The sequence below is a fragment of the Streptomyces sp. JJ38 genome (assembly GCF_019303475.1).
Taxonomy (GTDB): Bacteria; Actinomycetota; Actinomycetes; order Streptomycetales; family Streptomycetaceae; genus Streptomyces.
In genome coordinates, this window is sequence record NZ_JABLSI010000033.1 from 60,045 (window position 1) to 76,061 (window position 16,017).

Sequence of the window (16,017 nt, forward strand, 5' to 3'; positions counted from 1 at the left end):
CGTCAGCTCCTCAGCTTGTAGCCGAAGCCGCGCACGGTCTCGATGCGGGCCTGGCCGATCTTCGCCCGCAGTCGCTGCACGTGGACGTCGACGACGCGGGTGTCACCGCCCCAGCCGTAGTCCCACACCCGCTCCAGCAGCCGGTCCCGGGACAGCACGGTGCCCGGCGCGGTGGAGAACTCCAGCAGCAGCCGCATCTCGGTGGGGGTCAGCGGCACGGGCGCGCCGTCCCGGCGGACCTCCATGCCGTCGGTGTCGACCTCCAGGTCGCCGAAGCGCAGTATCCCGTCCGCCGGCCCGGCCGCGTCCGCGGGCTCGGCGGGCGGCTCGGCGGCGCCGACGCCGGCCCGGGAGTGCTGGAAGCGGCGCAGCACCGCGCGGATGCGGGCGACCAGCACGGCGCCGTCGAACGGCTTGGTGACGTAGTCGTCGGCGCCCGCCTCCAGACCGAGCACGACGTCGATGGAGTCGGCCCGGGCCGACAGCATGATCACCGGCACGGTGGACTCGTCGCGGATGCGGCGGCACAGGCTCACCCCGTCCAGCCCCGGCACCATGACGTCGAGCAGGGCGATGTCCGGCCGCCTGGTGCGGAACGCCTCCAGCCCGGCCAGCCCGTCGGGCACCGCCGTCACCGCGAAGCCGTCCCGCTCCAGCGTCAGTTGCAGCGCCTCGCGGATGACGTCGTCGTCCTCGACGAACAGCACGTGTGTCTCGGCCACCGTCTCGCTCAGCCCTCTCCGCCCGTGTCGCCGCCGCTCTCGGTGGCCCTCGGGTACTCCTTGTAGGTGCGGTCCCGCTCGGCGAAGCCGTCCTTGCGCCACTCGTAGGTGGCGATGTCCTCCCCGGAGGGGCAGCACATCGGATCGACGTCCAGATAGACCTGGGTGTGGACGAGCAGTGCCCTCTTCGCCGGCTCCGCGAAGACGGTCGGCTCCTCGTCGGCGAACACGTTGACCCACTCGCCTGCCCGCCCCTGCCGGTAGACGTACGCCCCCACGCCCTTGCCGTCGGCGCAGGCCGAGACGTTCACGACGAGGTCCTCGGCCTCCCCGTCGGTCAGGTCCGCGGACGTGACCTGGATGGGCCAGGCGTCCTCCACGCAGGGAGCCAGCCCCGCCTTGACGTCGTAGCTCACCTTCGGGTCCGCCCGCAGCAGCGAGACGATCTCCACCTCGCCCCGCGCCCCGGGCGGGGATACGGGTGCCCCGGCGGTCGGCGTCTCCCCGTCCCGCGTGGCGTCCGGCGCGGACGGTGAGGGCTCGTCGGGCTCGGCCTCGTCCGGCCTGGGCGTCACCGCGGGCAGCGGGCTGGCCTTCGCCTCCGTGCCCTCCCGCGCCGTGGCCGACTCCTCGATCCGCACCCCGTCACCGGCCGCGCAGCCGCTCAGGACGAAGGCGAGCGGCAACAGGGTGACGACGACCCACGCGGCCGGCGCCCTCAGGCCGCGCAGACCGCGGGGCGCGGCTCCCGAACCCGCTGCCACTCCTGCTCCCTGCTCTCCAGCTCCGCCCGCAGCCGGGCCAGTGCCCGGTGCAGCGTGCTCTTCACCGTCCCCGTGGACATCCCGAGCGCCTCGGCCGTCTCCTCCGTGCTCATCTGCTCCCAGTGCCGCAGGACCACGACGCTGCGCTGCTTGGGCGCCAGCACCGACAGGATGTCCATCAGCAGCGCGCGGTCGGCATGCTGTCCGAACCGGTCCTCGTCACTGGCCACCTCGGGCAGCGCGTCCGTGGGCACCTCCTGCAGGCGTCGGGCCCGCCACCACTCCGTCCGGGTGTTGATCATCACACGGCGGAGATAGGCGTCGGCGAGCGACTTGTCCTCGATCCCGTCCCATTTTCCCAGAGTCCGCACCAGGGCCGTCTGCAGGAGGTCCTGGGCGTCCACCGGATCGGGCACCAGCCGGCGGGCGCTGCGCAGCAGCGCTTCCTGCCGGGACCGCACGTAGGCCTCGAAGGACTCGGGGACCTCGGGGGCCTCGGAGATCTCGGGGGACTCGCAGGTCTCCTCGGGGGGCAGCGTCACTGGGTCGCCTCCTCGTGGCCGACTCGCCGATCGGATTCCCCGATCTGCCACGAAGGTAGGGAGACGGTGTTGCGGCACCCCGCTGACGACCGCACGGCCGCCACACGGGCACCCATCGGTTGTGTAACAGCGCCGGAGCGGGCCCCGGCGCCGCCCCTCGGTCACCCGTCGGCGGCCCCGTCGGTCACCCGCGCGGCAGCCGGTAGGCCGGGCCGGGCAGGGGCTCGACCAGGCCGTCGGCCACCAGCCCGTCCAGGGCCCTGGCCCGCTGCACGGCGTCGTCCCACACGGCGTCCAGCGCCGCCTGCGGCACCGCGCCCGGCGCCTCCCGCAGGACGGCGAGCAGCTTGCCGCGCACCTGGCGGTCCGTCCCCGCGTAGCTCTGCCCGCGGCGCGGCGGCCCCTCGTGGGGCGGGGAACCGGCCAGCCGCCACGCGCAGTTCCCGGCGATCGGGCACCGCTCGCAGCGCGGGGAGCGCGCGGTGCACACGAGCGCGCCCAGCTCCATCGTCGCCGCCGCCCAGCGCGCGGCCACGTCCTCGCGCTCCGGCAGCACCTCCCGGGCCAGCTTCCGCTCGGCGGCCGTCGTCGCGCCCGGCGGGTACTGGGAGCCGTTGATGGCGCGGGCGAAGACGCGGCGCACGTTGGTGTCGAGCACCGCGTGCCGCCGTCCGTACGCGAAGGAGGCCACGGCGGCGGCCGTGTACTCGCCCACCCCGGGCAGCGCGAGGAGCTGCGCGTGCTCGGACGGGACGTCGCCGCCGTGCCGTTCCGCTATGGCCGACGCGGCCCCGTGCAGCCGCAGCGCCCGGCGCGGGTAGCCCAGGCGCCCCCAGGCCCGCACCGCCTCGCCCGGCGACTCCCTCGCCAGGTCGGCCGGGCGGGGCCAGCGCTCCACCCACTGCTCGTAGACGGGCAGCACGCGGTTGACGGGGGTCTGCTGGAGCATGAACTCGCTGACCATCACCCCCCAGGCCCCCGCCTCCGGACGCCGCCAGGGCAGATCCCGGGCGTGGGCGTCGAACCAGTCGATGACGGGACCGTGCAACACGGTCGCGGAGTGGTCGGTGGTAGCAGTCATGGCACCCACGATCCTGGCATGCCGGGCCCGGTGCCGGAAACGCCGCGCGGCGTTGCCGCCACCCGCGCAACGTGTTGCGGCATGCGGGGGAGCGCGCACACGGGCGCCCGGCCACCTTTGATACGAAAAGTTGACGTGCTGGGCGGCGGGTGCGGCCCGGCGGACGGCTGATGTCTCGTAAGGTTTCCGGCGTGGGATCACTGCGCAATCCGGTCGGGCCGCTCCCCTCCTCCATCTACTGGCGACGGAGGGCCGTCGCGGCGTCCGTGGTCGCGCTCCTTCTCCTGCTGCTCGTGTGGATGTTCAACCTGGGTGACGGCGACGGCGAGACCCGGGGCCAGGCGAACACCGGGCGGGACGACGAGCGCGCCGCCAGCTCCATCACGCCGGGCCCGAGCAGTACGGAGTCCCGGGACGACACCCGCCCCGGCGGCCGGGACGAGGCCGACGGCGGCTCCGGTGAGGGGAGTTCGGGCTCCGACGGCGATGCGGGCGGCGGCTCGGGCGGGGGGTCCGACGAGGGGGACGCCGGCGGTGACGGCGCCAAGAACGGCGACGACGAGCCGGGCGGCGGCGCCTCGGGCGGCGGGAACGGCGGCACCGCCGGTCTCCCGGCCTGTACCTCGGGCCAGGTGCGGCTCAGCCTCGTCGCCGTCGAGAACACCTACGCCCCCGGCGAGCGCCCCCGGCTGCGCCTCACCGTGGACAACTCCGGCGGCTCCGACTGCCGCGTCGCCGTCGGCCCCGGGCAGGCCGTGGTCACGATCACGCTCGCGGGCGACGAGGACGAGACGGTCTGGTCCTCGGACCACTGCGCCGAGGACGGCGACACCGCCCAACTGCGCGTCCCGGCCCGTGACAAGGCCGGCCACACCATCGAGTGGGACCGCCGCGGGAGCGCCCCCGACTGCCCGAAGAGCTCCCGCGACGCCGCCGCCCCCGGCACCTACCTCGCCGAGGTGAAGGCACCCGGCCTGGGCACCGCCCAGACCTCCTTCGTCCTCGCCAAGGACTGAGCCCGCGGTCTCACTCCGCCGCCCGTTCGACGGGGATCCACAGCTCGGCGTCCGCCCGTGCCGCGTCCGGGGACAGCTGCGTGCGCAGGATCTCCGGCCCCGGGCGGCTCTGGTACGGGTTGGACGGGAACCACTGGGTGAACACGTCCCGCCACAGGTGTTGCAGCGCCTGCGGGAACGGCCCGGAGCTCTCGAAGACGGCCCACGCACCGGCCGGGACGGCGAGCGTCTCGCAGTCCTCGGGGGCCGAAGCCCCCGTCACCACGCCGTGGTAGTAGTCGAGTTCGGTTCCCTCAGCGCGCGTCGGGTCCAGGCCGTCGCTGACGCCCACGATCCCGGCCGGCTCCTGGTCGGACAGTGCGGCGAGCCCGCGCAGCGTCTCCGGACCGATGCTGCGGATGAAGGCACCGATGGCCGGATTCGGCCCCGCGTGCACGAGGGGGACCCGCGCCCTCCTGCCCACGACCCGGAACGCGTCCTTCTCCACGATCCGATAGCGCATACTGCCACTCCCTTCGACGACGAGACGGAAGGACATGCGTGGCTGGGCGGCCAGCGCCGCCCCGGTCCGCCGGGCCTCACCGGGGCCCACGCCGTGCACGGCCCGGAACGCCCGCGCGAACGCCTCGCCCGAGCCGTAGCCGTAGCGCACCGCGATCTCCAGCAGCGTCCGCTCGCCGGCGAGCACCTCGGCGCCCGCGACGGTGAGCCGCCTGCGGCGCACGTACTCCGACAGCGGCATCCCCGCGAGCGCCGAGAACAGCCGCCGGAAGTGGTACTCCGACGTCAGCGCGATCCGGGCGGCCTCCGCCGCGTCGACCCGCTCACCGAGGCGCGACTCGATGTATTCCAGCGCCTCGTTCAGCCGCTCCAGCACGTCGATCTCCTTCCCTTGCGCCGACCACGCTAGAAGGGGCGCGGGGTGTCGGACCCGACATCCTGTGCCCGGCCCGGTCGGGTGCGGGACGCGGCTGGTGCCGTCCGGTCCGTCCGGTCCGTCCGGTCCGGTCGGTCTGGTCGTCCCGTCGCTGACGGTCAGGAGGCGGGACGGGGCCCGACGCGGACCGTGGGGTCCAGGCACCACCGCAGGGCGTCGGGCCACGGGCCGTAGCCGGCGTCGAGGTCCAGGTGGGCCTGGCCGGGCAGCGTGTCGGTGTCGATGCCGAGCGGCTCGCCGAAGACGGCGGCGGCGCCGCCGGGGCAGTACGGGTCGTCGTCGGAGCCCACGAGGCGGGTGCCCAGCGGGGCCGCGGCGGCCACGGCGTCCGCCGTCACCGGCGGGTGGGCGAAGGCCGCGATCTCCGGGTGGCCGAGGGCCACCTCGGAGGCGGGCGGGGCGACGAGGAGGACCCGGTCGGCCAGGGCCGTCCCGGGGCGTCGGGCGGCGGCGTGCAGCCACAGCAGGCAGCCGAGGCTGTGGCAGACGACGATCCGCTCGCGGCCCTTCCCCGCGGCGAGCTGCCGGTCGAGCTCGGCGAGCCACGTGCCCGGGTCGGGCGTGTCCGGGTCGGGGAGCTGCGGGAAGGCGACGTCGTGGCCCAGGGTCGCCAGCTCGTCCGCCAGTCGGCGCAGCCAGTGGCCCTCGGGCCGGTGGTGCTGCCAGCCGTGCAGGAGCAGGAAGGCGGGGCCGGCGGTGTTCGGCTCGGCCACCGCTCAGACGTACCGCTCGAGGATGGAGGACTCGGCCAGGCGCGAGAGGCCCTCGCGGACGGAGCGGGCCCGGGCCTCGCCGACGCCTTCGACCGTCTGGAGGTCGTCCACGCTCGCGGCCAGCAGCTTCTGCAGCCCGCCGAAGTGCTCGACGAGCCGCTCGATGACGGCGCCCGGCAGCCGCGGGACCTTGGCCAGGAGGCGGAAGCCGCGCGGGGAGACGGCGGAGTCGAGCGTCTCCGGGGCGCCGCTGTAGCCCAGAGCGCGGGCCACGGTGGGCAGCTCCAGCAGCTCGGAGTGGGTGAGCCGGTCCAGTTCGGTCAGCGCCCCCTCCACGGTGCGGGCGCGCTTGCCGGAGGGCTCGGGCACGTAGTCCCGCGCGACGAGCTCCCGCTCGGGCTCGACGCCCGCGATCAGCTCGTCGAGCTGGAGGGACAACAGCCGCCCGTCCGTGCCGAGCTCCACGACGTACTCGGCGATCTCCGTGGCGATCCGGCGCACCATCTCCAGCCGCTGGGCGACGGCGGAGACGTCGCGGACCGTCACCAGGTCCTCGATCTCCAGAGCGGAGAGCGTGCCCGCCACCTCGTCGAGCCGCAGCTTGTACCGCTCCAGGGTGGCCAGCGCCTGGTTGGCCCGGGACAGGATGGCCGCGGAGTCCTCCAGGACGCGGCGCTGACCGCCCACATAGAGCGCGATCAGCCGCATGGACTGGCTGACGGAGACCACGGGGAAGCCCGTCTGGATGGACACGCGCTGGGCGGTGCGGTGCCGGGTGCCCGTCTCCTCCGTCGGGATCGAGGCGTCCGGCACGAGCTGCACCCCGGCCCGCACGATCTTGGTGATGTCCTTGTCCAGCACGAGCGCGCCGTCGAGCTTGCACAGCTCACGCAGCCGGGTCGCGCTGAACTCGACGTCGAGCACGAAGCCGCCGCTGCACAGGGGTTCGACCTTCTTGTCCATGCCGAGGACGATGAGCCCGCCGGTGTTCCCGCGCAGGACGCGCTCCAGGCCGTCGCGCAGGGCGGTGCCGGGCGCGACCGCGCTCAGCGAGGCGCGCAACAGCTTGTCGGCCGCTCCGGCCCGGTCGATGGGTGCCACGGCGCTCCTTCGGTCGTGCCTGGTTCCGGCGGTTCCTTCGTCGGGTCGTGCGTACGTGCGGTCGAGACCAGGGGAAAGTCTACCGGCGGCCCCGCTCGTCAGGCTCCCGAGCGTCGTGGGGGCAGTGCCCGCAGTGCCTCTCCTATGTCCGCGACCTCCAGAACCCGCATGCCGGAGGGCACCTTGCCCGGGTCCGAGGGAACGAGGGCGTGCGTGAAGCCGAGCCGCGCGGCCTCGGACAGCCGCCGCTGCACGCCCGTGACGCGCCGCACCTCCCCGGCGAGCCCGACCTCCCCGACGGCCACCAGGTTCTTCGGCAGCGGCGTGTCGATCGCGGCACTGGCCAGCGCGAGGGCCACCGCCAGGTCGGCCGCGGGCTCGGACAGCCGCACTCCGCCGACCGTGGCGCTGTAGATGTCGCGCTTGCCCAGCGCGTTGATGCGGCCCCGCTGCTCCAGTACGGCCAGCATCATCGACACCCGGGAGTTCTCCAGGCCGGACGTCGTACGGCGCGGGGAGGGGATCTGCGAGTCGACGGTGAGGGCCTGCACCTCCGCGACGAGCGGACGGCGGCCCTCCAGCGTCACGGTGAGGCAGGTGCCGGGAACGGGCTCGTCGCGTCGGGTGAGGAAGAGGCCGGACGGGTCCGCCAGCCCGGTGATCCCCTCGTCGTGCAGCTCGAAGCAGCCCACCTCGTCCGTCGCCCCGTACCGGTTCTTCACCCCGCGCACGAGCCGCAGCCGGGCGTGCCGGTCCCCCTCGAAGTGCAGGACGACGTCGACCAGGTGCTCCAGCAGCCGGGGCCCGGCGATCGCGCCGTCCTTCGTCACGTGGCCGACGAGCAGCGTGGCCATGCCGCGCTCCTTCGACGCCCGGATCAGCGCCCCGGCCACCTCCCGCACCTGGGCGACGCCGCCGGGCGCGCCGTCGATCTCCGGCGAGGCCACCGTCTGCACCGAGTCCAGGACGAGCAGACCGGGCCCCACGTCGTCGAGGTGGCCGAGCACGGCGGAGAGGTCCGTCTCGGCGGCCAGGTAGAGGTGGTCGTCGAGCGCGCCGATGCGGTCCGCCCGCATGCGCACCTGGCCCGCGGACTCCTCGCCGGTGACGTAGAGCGTGGGCCGGCCCTCCGAGGCCGCCTTCGCCGCCACGTCCAGCAGCAACGTGGACTTGCCGACGCCGGGCTCGCCCGCGAGCAACACCACCGCACCCGGCACCAGGCCGCCGCCCAGCACCCGGTCCAGCTCGGGCACGCCGGTGGAGCGGGCCGCCGCCTGTCGGGCGTCCACCCGGCCGATGGGCAGCGCCGGCGACGTCACCCGCCCCGGCGCCGTCGTCCGGACGCCGCCGCTGCCCGCGCCCGTCTCCTCGATCGTGTTCCACGCGTGGCACTCGTGGCAGCGGCCGAGCCACTTGGGCGTCGTCCAGCCGCAGTCGGAGCAGCGGTAGGTGGGGCGGTCCTTCGCGGAGGACTTGCGGGCAGCCATGCGCTCACCGTAGCGGCGCGTTCCGACAGCCCGACCGGCCAGGCGTCCCACACGCGAGGGGCCCTGGTGGGTGAGGCCGTTCTCGTTCGAGTGAGATCGTCACTCGTCCGGGCGAATCCCGGGTGCGCGGGCGGAATGCGCCCCCGCGCGCCGCCTACCGTCGCCGGATGATGACGAGCAGGCGCGAGCAGCACCCCGACACCGGCAGCGCGCCGCGCGCCCGGCGTGCCGCGTCGTCCGGCCGGCACGCCGGGCGGCCCGGCACGGGCGCCCACCGCGTCGTCCCCCAGCGGGAGCAGCGGGCCGCGCGGAAACGCGCCGGGGAGGGCACGGGAGAGCCCATGCCGATGCGTACGGCCGAACGTTTTGCCGACCCGTCCGCCGAGGGGGCCGAAAGGCCCGGCGAGCGGGGCACGTCCAGGGACCGCGGGAAGTCCGGGAAACGCGGGGAGCCCGGGGCATCCGGGGAGCGCCGGGGGCCCAGGCCGCCCGCGCACTTCGACGCCTACCTGGACGGGCTGTTCACCTACTGCCTGTCCGTGATGTGCGAGCACGACACCGCCACCGCCGCCCTCGGCGAGGCCCTCGCCGTCGCCGAACGCCAGCGGCTGCGCGACCGCGCGCCCACCGATCCCGCCCAGCACCGGCCCTGGCTCTACGCCCTCGCCCGCTGGTCCTGTCTGCGTCGGCTCAACGCCCACGCCCACGCCGTGCCCGCCGAGCCGCTCTCACCCCGGGCCGCCGAGCGCCGGCGTCGCGAACTGGGAGCGCTCGCCTGGCCGGAGGCCGCCGGCACGGCACCCGAGCAGCGTGAGGCGCTGGAGCTGGCGGTCCGGCACCGGCTGCCGGTCCACGAGGTGGCCGCCGTGCTCGCCCGCCCCACCGCCGTCACCCGGGAACTGCTGTCCAGCGGGGCCTGCGAGGTCGAACGCACCCGGGCCGCGCTCGCCGTCGTCGCCACCGGCGGCTGCCCGACCGTCGCCGCGATCGCGGCCGACAGCCGCCAGGGCGAGCTGCGCCTGAGCACCGCCCTGTGCCGGGAGCTCGTCCGGCACGTCGACGAGTGCCCCGGCTGCCGCCACAGCGCCGAACGCCTCGCCGCCGGCGGGCCCTGGCCCGGCACCGCACCCACCGGCACCGGCAGCCTGCCACTGCTGGTGGCCCCGCGTCCCGCCGTCCACGCCGCGCTGCTGCTCGCCCAGCGGGCCCGCCTGCTGCACGCGCCCCGCTTCGACCGCCGCGGCTTCCCACTCGCCGACCGCGACCGCACCGCACGCCGCGAGAAGCTGCGCAGCCGGGCCGTCACGACCACCGTCGTCGCGACCGTCATCGCCGCGCCCGTGCTCGCGGTGTGGGCCGCCTACCGCGGTGCCCCGCTGACCGGCGAGGCCCGCGAGGAGGCCACCGTGACGGCGGTCGAGGCCGAGGACGAGGACGGCGCGCGCGGCTACCCGCCGGACGGGGAGCACTCCCACGGCGACGTCGGCCCGGGTGGCCGCTCCGGCGACGGGCGTCCCGCCGTCACCGTGACGTCCGACGAGCGGGGCGACCACCCCGGAGAGGACGCCGCCGACCGCCCCGGCGACCCGAGCGGCCCGTCCTCCGAGCCGTCCCCGTCCCAGGGGCCGGACGGCGGTGCGACGACGGCCCCGGCGCCCTCCCGCCTCACCGTGGAGGCCGGCACCGCGGACGGGGCCACGGTGATCACGCTGCGGAACTCGGGCGGCTCCCCCGTCTCCTGGTCCGCCTCCACCGACGCCGCCTGGCTGCGGCTCAGCCACACCTCGGGGACCTTGCGACCGGGTGAGTCGGCCACGGTGAGGGTGACCGTCGACCGGGACGCCGAGCCTGCCGGCACCTGGTCGGCCCGCATCCACATCGCCCCCGTCGATGCCGTCGTCACCGTCGAGGGGGAGGGCGCGGCCCCCGACCCGGGGCCCTCCGAGCCGCCGCGGGACCCCGAGCCGAGCGACCCCCCGCCCTCCGGCGACCCGAGCGGCGAACCCTCGACGGAACCCTCCTCGCCCCCGAGCTGAGCCCGGGGCGGTGCGGGACCGGGATCAGCCCGGCAGCCGCCCGTGCACCGAGCGCCACAGCCGCGGCAGCTCCCGCTCGTACCCCTCGGCGAGGGCGGCCTCCCGTGCGTGGAGGAGGCCGTAGGTGAAGGAGGGTTCACCGGCCGCGTGCGCCCGCAGGGCCAGCTCGCGCAGGGCCCGCCGGGCCACGACGCTGTCCTGGTGCTCGCCGAGCAGCGTCTGCACGGACGTCAGGGCCCGGGTGGCGCGCTTGGCCCGTTTGCCCAGCGCGGGACGGGCCGCCTCGGCCGCGTAGCGGGCCCGTTTGGCGGCCTTGCGGGCCTCGTGCAGCGTCCGGTCGCGCTCGTCGCCCGGCGGGAACCGCAGGGCCCGGCCGACGCGGGCGTCCAGCCGCCCGACGTCCCGGCGCAGGACGCGGGCGAGGACCTCCGGCGCGGGGCGCTCCGCGGCTGGCCGCAACGGCGGGTCGGCCAGCAGCTCCTCGAGCTCGCGCAGCAGGATGAGGTGGCGCGGGTCGTCGAGGACGTCGATCACCCGGGACCGCGAGCCGCCCTGTCGTGCCCGGTCCTCCGCCCGCAGGCGGTCGGCGACCGGGCCGAGCCGCAGCGCGGGCGGCAGCTCGGCGAGCCGCTCGGAGAGCCGCGCCGCCAGCACCTCCCGGTCACGGTCCTGGGCGAGCCCGGCGGCGAGCCGGCGCAGCTCCTCGCCCAGCGGGTCGGTGACGGCGCGGTCGAGGACGGCGGAGGCCGAGCGGAAGCAGCTCCGCAGGCGCCGGGTGGCCACCCGCATCCGGTGTACCGAGTCGGGCACGTCGCGGCGCACCGCCGGGTCCAGCGCGATCAGGGCCTCGACCTGCTCCCGGACGTAGTCGAGCACGCACGCCCCGGCCGTCCCCGGCGCCGGTCCCGCAGGCTCGGGGGCGCTCCCGGGGGGTCCTTCCTCCGGGGCCGTCTCCGCGAGGGCCCGCTCCAGCTTGGAGGTCGCCCGGGCCCGCCGCAGCCCGGCGGCCAGCAGCCGCTTCTCGATCCGGTCCAGCAACTTCGGCCGCCCGTCCGCCGCCAGCTCCGCCTCGACCTCGGTCCACCGCGCGGGGCGACCGGCGGCCCCGGCTGGGCGTCGTGCCCGGACGCGGTCCACCGACACCTCGGCGAGCGGCCTGCCCTCGGCGTCGCGCAGGCCGCGGGCCCGGCGCTCGGAGACCAGCTCCATCACCGGCACGAGCGGCGCTTCCCGCACCCGGGACCGCACGAGCGCGATCAGCTCCCGAGGCACCTCCGCGGCCAGCGGCGCCCGGATCTCCTCGCGGACGTCGGGCCCCACCGGCAACTTGAGGTGCCAGCCGTCGTGCGACCCGCCCGTCCGGCGGCGCAGGGTGACCCCGGAGGCGGCCAGTCGTCCGTCGGCGGTGTCGTAGTACACGGCGTCGAGCCGCTGCCGCCCCGCGTCGACGACGGAGTCCACCCCGCGCACCCGTACGTCGGGCGGCTCGATGTCGTCGGCGGCCTCGTACTTGCGTTCCGTCTCGCGCACGGCGTCCACCATGTCTGGACGCTACGCCCGGTGCCGTGGCCGGGCAACGGGGCCGGAAACGGCCGCTGCCGGCCACCGCGGGTGCGGTGGCCGGCAGCGTGCGTGCGCGTCGGTCGGCTCAGTACGGGCCGTTGACGTTGTCGATCGAACCGTAGCGGTCGGCCGCGTAGTTGCAGGCGGCGACGATGTTCGCGACCGGGTCGTACTGGTCGTGCGGGGTGCCCGCGACGTGGTAGGCGTCGAAGGTCGGCTTGATGACCTGGAGCAGCCCGATGGACGGCGTGCCGCGCTGGGCGTTGATGTCCCAGTTGTTGATGGCGTTCGGGTTGCCGCTGGACTCCCGCATGATGTTGCGGTGGATGCCCTCGTAGGTACCCGGGATGCCGCGCTCGGCCATGATGTCCAGGGCCTCGCGGATCCAGCCGTCCAGGTTGTTCGTGTAGGTCTTGGCGGCGACGGCGCGCTCGGCGGAGCGGTCGGCCCGGTCCTCGGTGCCGCGCGCGTCGGCCTGCGGGATGGTCAGCTCCTGGCCGGGGAGGATCAGGTTCGGGTCGGTGCCGACCGTCTCCTCGTTCTCCTCGTACAGGGCCTCCCAGCCGCCCTCGACCTCGTGGTCGGTGGCGATGCCGTGCAGGGTGTCGCCGGACACGACGGTGTGGCTCTCGGCCTCGGCCTTGGCCTGCGGCGCGGCGGCGGGCTTCTCCACCACGGAGGTGGGGGCGGCCTGTGCGCTGCCGGCGGCGACCAGCGGCATGGCGAAGCCCGCGGTGCCGATCGTCAGGGCGAGGGAAAGCCGGGAAATGCTGCGGGTGTTGAGAGCGATACGGGCGCGGCGGTGACGGCCACGAGACATAGGGGTGTCCTCTCCTACGCCTGCGAGGTGAGCTGTCGGATTCGGGCGAGAGTTGCCCGGCCATTTCCCTCGAAAGCCCCTCGGGGCCCGCTGGCGCCGTATGCGGCACGGCGCTTCGAGGGGCATGGCTTCACCCCAAGCCGGTCACGGAACCCGTGTCCGGCGGCTTACCTGGTTCCCCCGCTCCTGCCGCGGTGACGTGGTGCTTTACCCCATGGCCCGGGCGGCAGGATTCGGCGTCCGGGTCGGGACTCCCCCCAGGTGGGTCGGGAGCGGACACACATAAACACAGGGATTTCGCCGGGGACAAGCAGCAGGGATACCGACATTTGGCACCCAACCGACGATCATGAGGAATTCCGCAACAGAACGCGTCTGTGCCTTTTCCGTGCGTGAGAGGGGAAGTGGGAGTCGATGCGTAAGGGGGCTGTTTTTCGGCGGAGTTGCCAAGGGGGTATGACGGTCGCCACGTGGTTGCGTCTGGTGGTCGACTTTCTGTGTGACGCTCGCCATGCCGATTCACATAGTCTGGCAAATCCGACATTTGAATTCACGTGTCCACCTCTGCGGGGCGGCGACCTTAATTCGGGCATTAAGGGTTTTTGGGGTGAATGGCCTGTCGGGGTGGAGCGTGAAGGGCGGCGGGGGCTCGCCGGTTCGGCGAGCCCGCTCCGGCCGGGCGGCTTCGCGCGGCGCGCCCCCCCGGGTGTGGCGCCTGTCGCCGCCTCCCCCTGCCGCTCGGTGCTTCGCCGGTGCCCGGGCGGCGGCCCGGGGGGCGGGCTCGCGCAGCGCCGCAGCGGGGTGGCGCGAGGTCCGGCGGCGGTCAGGGGCGGGGCGGGTCCGCGGGGTGGGGGGCGAGGGGGAGCTGGGCGGCGAGCCGGGTCTCGCACAGCTCCACCAGCCGGTCGTACGCGTCCTTGCCCATCAGCTCGGTCAGCTCGGCCCGGTAGGAGATGTAGACGGGGTCCGCGCCCTGGTGGGCCGCCGGCGCTCCGGTGCACCACCAGTGCAGGTCGTGGCCGCCCGCCCCCCAGCCGCGCCGGTCGTACTCGCCGATCGAGATCTGGAGCTTCTGCTCGCCGTCCGGCAGCTCCACCCACTGGAAGCCCCGGCGGATCGGGAGCTGCCAGCAGACGTCCGGCTTGGTCTCCAGTGGCTCCCGCCCCTCGCGCAGCGCGAGCAGGTGCAGGGCGCAGCCTCCCCCGCCGGGGAACTCGGGGCGGTTGTTGAAGATGCAGGCCCCTCCGTAGCGGCGGGTCTTGCGCTCGCCGTCCTCGTCGACCTCGATCCAGCCCGAGCGTGTGCCCTCGTCGTGGAACTGCCACACCTCCGGCGTCAGCCGCTCGACGTGCTCGGTGACGCGGCGCTCGTCGTCCTCGTCGGAGAAGTGTGCGCCGAGCGTGCAGCAGCCGTCGCTGGCCCGCCCCGCCCGGATGCCCTGGCAGCCGTTGCCGAAGATGCAGCTCCAGCGGGAGGTGAGCCAGGTCAGGTCGCAGCGGAAGACCTGTTCCTCGTCGGCCGGGTCGGGGAACTCCACCCAGGCCCGCGCGTGGTCGAGGTCGACCTCCTCGCCCATGGCCCGACGCTGCTCGCCGCCGATGTTCCCGCCGGCCTTCCGGCTTTTGCCCGACTTCTTCGCGTTCGTCTTGCTCACGACTCCAGCGTACGGGCACCGCGCGCGACCACCGGGTCCGGCGCGTTAGCGTTCTTCCTCATGAGACTCGGTGTCCTCGATGTGGGTTCGAATACCGTTCACCTCCTGGTGGTGGACGCGCACGGGGGTGCCCGTCCGCTGCCCGCCTACTCGCACAAGGCGGAGCTGAAGCTCGCCGAACTGCTCGACGAGGACGGGGCCATCACCCCGCAGGGCGTGGAGCGGCTGGTCGGCACGGTCAAGGAGGCGCTGGAGGTCGCCGAGGACATGGGGGTCGAGGATCTCCTGCCGTTCGCGACCTCCGCCGTGCGGGAGGCCTCGAACGACGGCGACGTGCTGGGGCGGGTCGCGGAGGAGACCGGCGTCCGGCTGCGGGTCCTCTCCGGTCCGGACGAGGCGCGGCTGACCTTCCTCGCGGTGCGCCGTTGGTTCGGCTGGTCCTCGGGGCGGCTGCTGGTCCTCGACATCGGTGGCGGCTCGCTGGAGATCGCCTGCGGCTTCGACGAGGAGGCGGACGCCGCCGTCTCCCTGCCGCTGGGCGCCGGCCGGCTCACCGCGTCCTGGCTGCCGGGGGACCCGCCGGACCCGGACGACGTCCGGGCGCTGCGCCGTCACGTCCGGGCCGAGATCGCCCGCGTTGTGGGCACCTTCAGCCGCCTGGGCGCCCCCGACCATGTCGTGGCGACGTCGAAGACGTTCCGGCAGCTCGCCCGCCTCGGTGGTGCGGCCCGCTCGGGCGAGGGGCTGTACGTTCAGCGGGAGCTGAGCCGCAAGTCGCTGGAGGAGTGGGTGCCGCGGCTCGCCACGATGACGGCCGAGCGGCGCGCCGAGCTGCCCGGGGTCTCGGAGGGCCGGGCCCGCCAGCTCCTGGCCGGGGCGCTCGTCGCCGAGGGGGCGATGGACCTCTTCGGGGTGGAGACACTGGAGATCTGTCCCTGGGCGCTGCGCGAAGGCGTGATCCTGCGCCGGCTGGACCTGCTGCGCACGGTGTGACCGCCGGCCGGGCCGCCGCGTGCCCTCCGCCGGGCCGCCGCGCGCGGCCGCGCGGGGTGCGTGGCGCGCCGCTCCGGCTGACGCGGCGCCACCTCGAGGCCGCTCGGGGTGAAAAAAATCTTCAAGATCGTGCACGGCCCACTACGCGCGTCAACTCCCCTCGCGCAGAGGGGACTTGATCGCCGCATGACCTGCGGTGACAGATCTCCGGAAATCGGATCGGGGACCTCGCGATGCGGTCGTCGGTGTGCGCTCTTGCCATGTGTCCGCGAGGAAAAACTCATGTGAACCCCTTGCCTGACGCCTGTTCGGCGGTGGAGGGTCGGCGCTGCGTGGATGACATGTCCGCGTCGACAGGCCCGTTACATCCTCGAACGGACAGGACCTTTCATGACAGTCATGCGTTCCCCCAAGCGCAGATGGTCAGCGGTTGCGGTTACCTCCGCGACCGCCGTCGCCCTGAGTGTCGGTGTCGCCTACCCCGCGATCGCGGCCGACGAACCCACGGGCGTCATCATGGGCGCCGGTGCCCCTGGTGCGATCAAGGACCAGTACATCGTCACCCTCAAGGCGGGTGCGCCGGACGCC

Annotated in this window: 14 protein-coding genes, 1 pseudogene and 1 riboswitch; of the genes and pseudogenes, 4 read left to right on the forward strand and 11 right to left on the reverse strand. The window is 74.7% G+C overall.

The features are described from left to right. Positions 1 to 2: 2 nt before the first annotated feature. The 4 genes from cseB to HPT28_RS18330 all read right to left on the reverse strand — a co-directional run bounded on the left by cseB (position 3) and on the right by HPT28_RS18330 (position 3,109). Positions 3 to 722 (reverse strand): two-component system response regulator CseB, encoded by a 720-nt coding sequence (gene cseB / locus HPT28_RS18315; RefSeq protein WP_219092205.1) that lies wholly within the window; start codon positions 720 to 722, stop codon positions 3 to 5. Positions 723 to 730: 8 nt separating this feature from the next. Further along, the gene (locus HPT28_RS18320) at positions 731 to 1,486 is read right to left on the reverse strand and encodes a hypothetical protein (RefSeq protein ID WP_219092206.1); all 756 of its coding nucleotides are present in this window, start codon (positions 1,484 to 1,486) and stop codon (positions 731 to 733) included. After that, on the reverse strand, positions 1,441 to 1,989 hold the full coding sequence (locus tag HPT28_RS18325; RefSeq protein ID WP_219092222.1) for a SigE family RNA polymerase sigma factor: 549 nt from the start codon (positions 1,987 to 1,989) through the stop codon (positions 1,441 to 1,443). The genes HPT28_RS18320 and HPT28_RS18325 overlap by 46 nt, the downstream gene beginning before the upstream one ends. A gap of 223 nt (positions 1,990 to 2,212) precedes the next feature. Beyond that, positions 2,213 to 3,109 (reverse strand): A/G-specific adenine glycosylase, encoded by an 897-nt coding sequence (locus HPT28_RS18330; protein ID WP_219092207.1) that lies wholly within the window; start codon positions 3,107 to 3,109, stop codon positions 2,213 to 2,215. Positions 3,110 to 3,300: 191 nt separating this feature from the next. On the opposite strand from HPT28_RS18330, the gene HPT28_RS18335 reads away from it, so the two are divergent. Further along, the gene (locus HPT28_RS18335; RefSeq protein ID WP_219092208.1) at positions 3,301 to 4,125 is read left to right on the forward strand and encodes a hypothetical protein; all 825 of its coding nucleotides are present in this window, start codon (positions 3,301 to 3,303) and stop codon (positions 4,123 to 4,125) included. Positions 4,126 to 4,135: 10 nt separating this feature from the next. Here HPT28_RS18335 and HPT28_RS18340 read toward each other — a convergent pair whose 3' ends face one another. The 4 genes from HPT28_RS18340 to radA all read right to left on the reverse strand — a co-directional run bounded on the left by HPT28_RS18340 (position 4,136) and on the right by radA (position 8,363). Continuing rightward, complete coding sequence (locus HPT28_RS18340) at positions 4,136 to 5,002, reverse strand: AraC family transcriptional regulator (RefSeq protein WP_219092209.1); 867 nt, start codon at positions 5,000 to 5,002, stop codon at positions 4,136 to 4,138. 158 nt (positions 5,003 to 5,160) lie between these two features. Then, positions 5,161 to 5,775 (reverse strand): alpha/beta hydrolase, encoded by a 615-nt coding sequence (locus tag HPT28_RS18345; RefSeq protein ID WP_219092210.1) that lies wholly within the window; start codon positions 5,773 to 5,775, stop codon positions 5,161 to 5,163. Positions 5,776 to 5,778: 3 nt separating this feature from the next. Next, entirely contained in the window at positions 5,779 to 6,837 is a 1,059-nt protein-coding gene (disA, locus tag HPT28_RS18350; RefSeq protein ID WP_257578876.1) for a DNA integrity scanning diadenylate cyclase DisA, read from the reverse strand. 137 nt (positions 6,838 to 6,974) lie between these two features. Further along, positions 6,975 to 8,363: a DNA repair protein RadA gene (gene radA / locus HPT28_RS18355; RefSeq protein ID WP_219092212.1), complete on the reverse strand. Its 1,389-nt coding sequence runs from the start codon at positions 8,361 to 8,363 to the stop codon at positions 6,975 to 6,977. A 167-nt stretch (positions 8,364 to 8,530) separates the two neighbouring features. On the opposite strand from radA, the gene HPT28_RS18360 reads away from it, so the two are divergent. Then, positions 8,531 to 10,399: a sigma-70 family RNA polymerase sigma factor gene (locus HPT28_RS18360; RefSeq protein ID WP_257578858.1), complete on the forward strand. Its 1,869-nt coding sequence runs from the start codon at positions 8,531 to 8,533 to the stop codon at positions 10,397 to 10,399. A gap of 24 nt (positions 10,400 to 10,423) precedes the next feature. Here HPT28_RS18360 and HPT28_RS18365 read toward each other — a convergent pair whose 3' ends face one another. The 3 genes from HPT28_RS18365 to HPT28_RS18375 all read right to left on the reverse strand — a co-directional run bounded on the left by HPT28_RS18365 (position 10,424) and on the right by HPT28_RS18375 (position 14,358). Continuing rightward, entirely contained in the window at positions 10,424 to 11,941 is a 1,518-nt protein-coding gene (locus HPT28_RS18365; protein ID WP_219092213.1) for a CYTH and CHAD domain-containing protein, read from the reverse strand. Positions 11,942 to 12,047: 106 nt separating this feature from the next. Next, positions 12,048 to 12,782, reverse strand: a complete 735-nt coding sequence (locus tag HPT28_RS18370; RefSeq protein WP_219092214.1) for a LysM peptidoglycan-binding domain-containing protein — start codon at positions 12,780 to 12,782, stop codon at positions 12,048 to 12,050. 4 nt (positions 12,783 to 12,786) lie between these two features. Next, a riboswitch (cyclic di-AMP (ydaO/yuaA leader) is annotated at positions 12,787 to 12,997 on the reverse strand. Positions 12,998 to 13,605: 608 nt separating this feature from the next. Beyond that, the gene (locus HPT28_RS18375) at positions 13,606 to 14,358 is read right to left on the reverse strand and encodes a hypothetical protein (protein WP_257578877.1); all 753 of its coding nucleotides are present in this window, start codon (positions 14,356 to 14,358) and stop codon (positions 13,606 to 13,608) included. Between the two features lie 138 nt (positions 14,359 to 14,496). On the opposite strand from HPT28_RS18375, the gene HPT28_RS18380 reads away from it, so the two are divergent. Both HPT28_RS18380 and HPT28_RS18385 read left to right on the forward strand, forming a co-directional pair. Further along, positions 14,497 to 15,429, forward strand: a complete 933-nt coding sequence (locus tag HPT28_RS18380; protein ID WP_219092216.1) for a Ppx/GppA phosphatase family protein — start codon at positions 14,497 to 14,499, stop codon at positions 15,427 to 15,429. Between the two features lie 390 nt (positions 15,430 to 15,819). Continuing rightward, a pseudogene (locus HPT28_RS18385) lies at positions 15,820 to 16,017 on the forward strand (S8 family peptidase); the annotation flags it as partial.

What these genes read in the sequence shown, in the direction of transcription:
- HPT28_RS18365 (WP_219092213.1), bottom strand. Translation starts at nt 11,941, where the DNA reads ATGGTGGACGCCGTGCGCGAGACGGAACGCAAGTACGAGGCCGCCGAC.
- HPT28_RS18375 (WP_257578877.1), bottom strand. Translation starts at nt 14,358, where the DNA reads ATGGGCGAGGAGGTCGACCTCGACCACGCGCGGGCCTGGGTGGAGTTC.
- radA (WP_219092212.1), bottom strand. Translation starts at nt 8,363, where the DNA reads ATGGCTGCCCGCAAGTCCTCCGCGAAGGACCGCCCCACCTACCGCTGC.
- HPT28_RS18370 (WP_219092214.1), bottom strand. Translation starts at nt 12,782, where the DNA reads ATGTCTCGTGGCCGTCACCGCCGCGCCCGTATCGCTCTCAACACCCGC.
- HPT28_RS18330 (WP_219092207.1), bottom strand. Translation starts at nt 3,109, where the DNA reads ATGACTGCTACCACCGACCACTCCGCGACCGTGTTGCACGGTCCCGTC.
- HPT28_RS18380 (WP_219092216.1), top strand. Translation starts at nt 14,497, where the DNA reads ATGAGACTCGGTGTCCTCGATGTGGGTTCGAATACCGTTCACCTCCTG.
- HPT28_RS18360 (WP_257578858.1), top strand. Translation starts at nt 8,531, where the DNA reads ATGATGACGAGCAGGCGCGAGCAGCACCCCGACACCGGCAGCGCGCCG.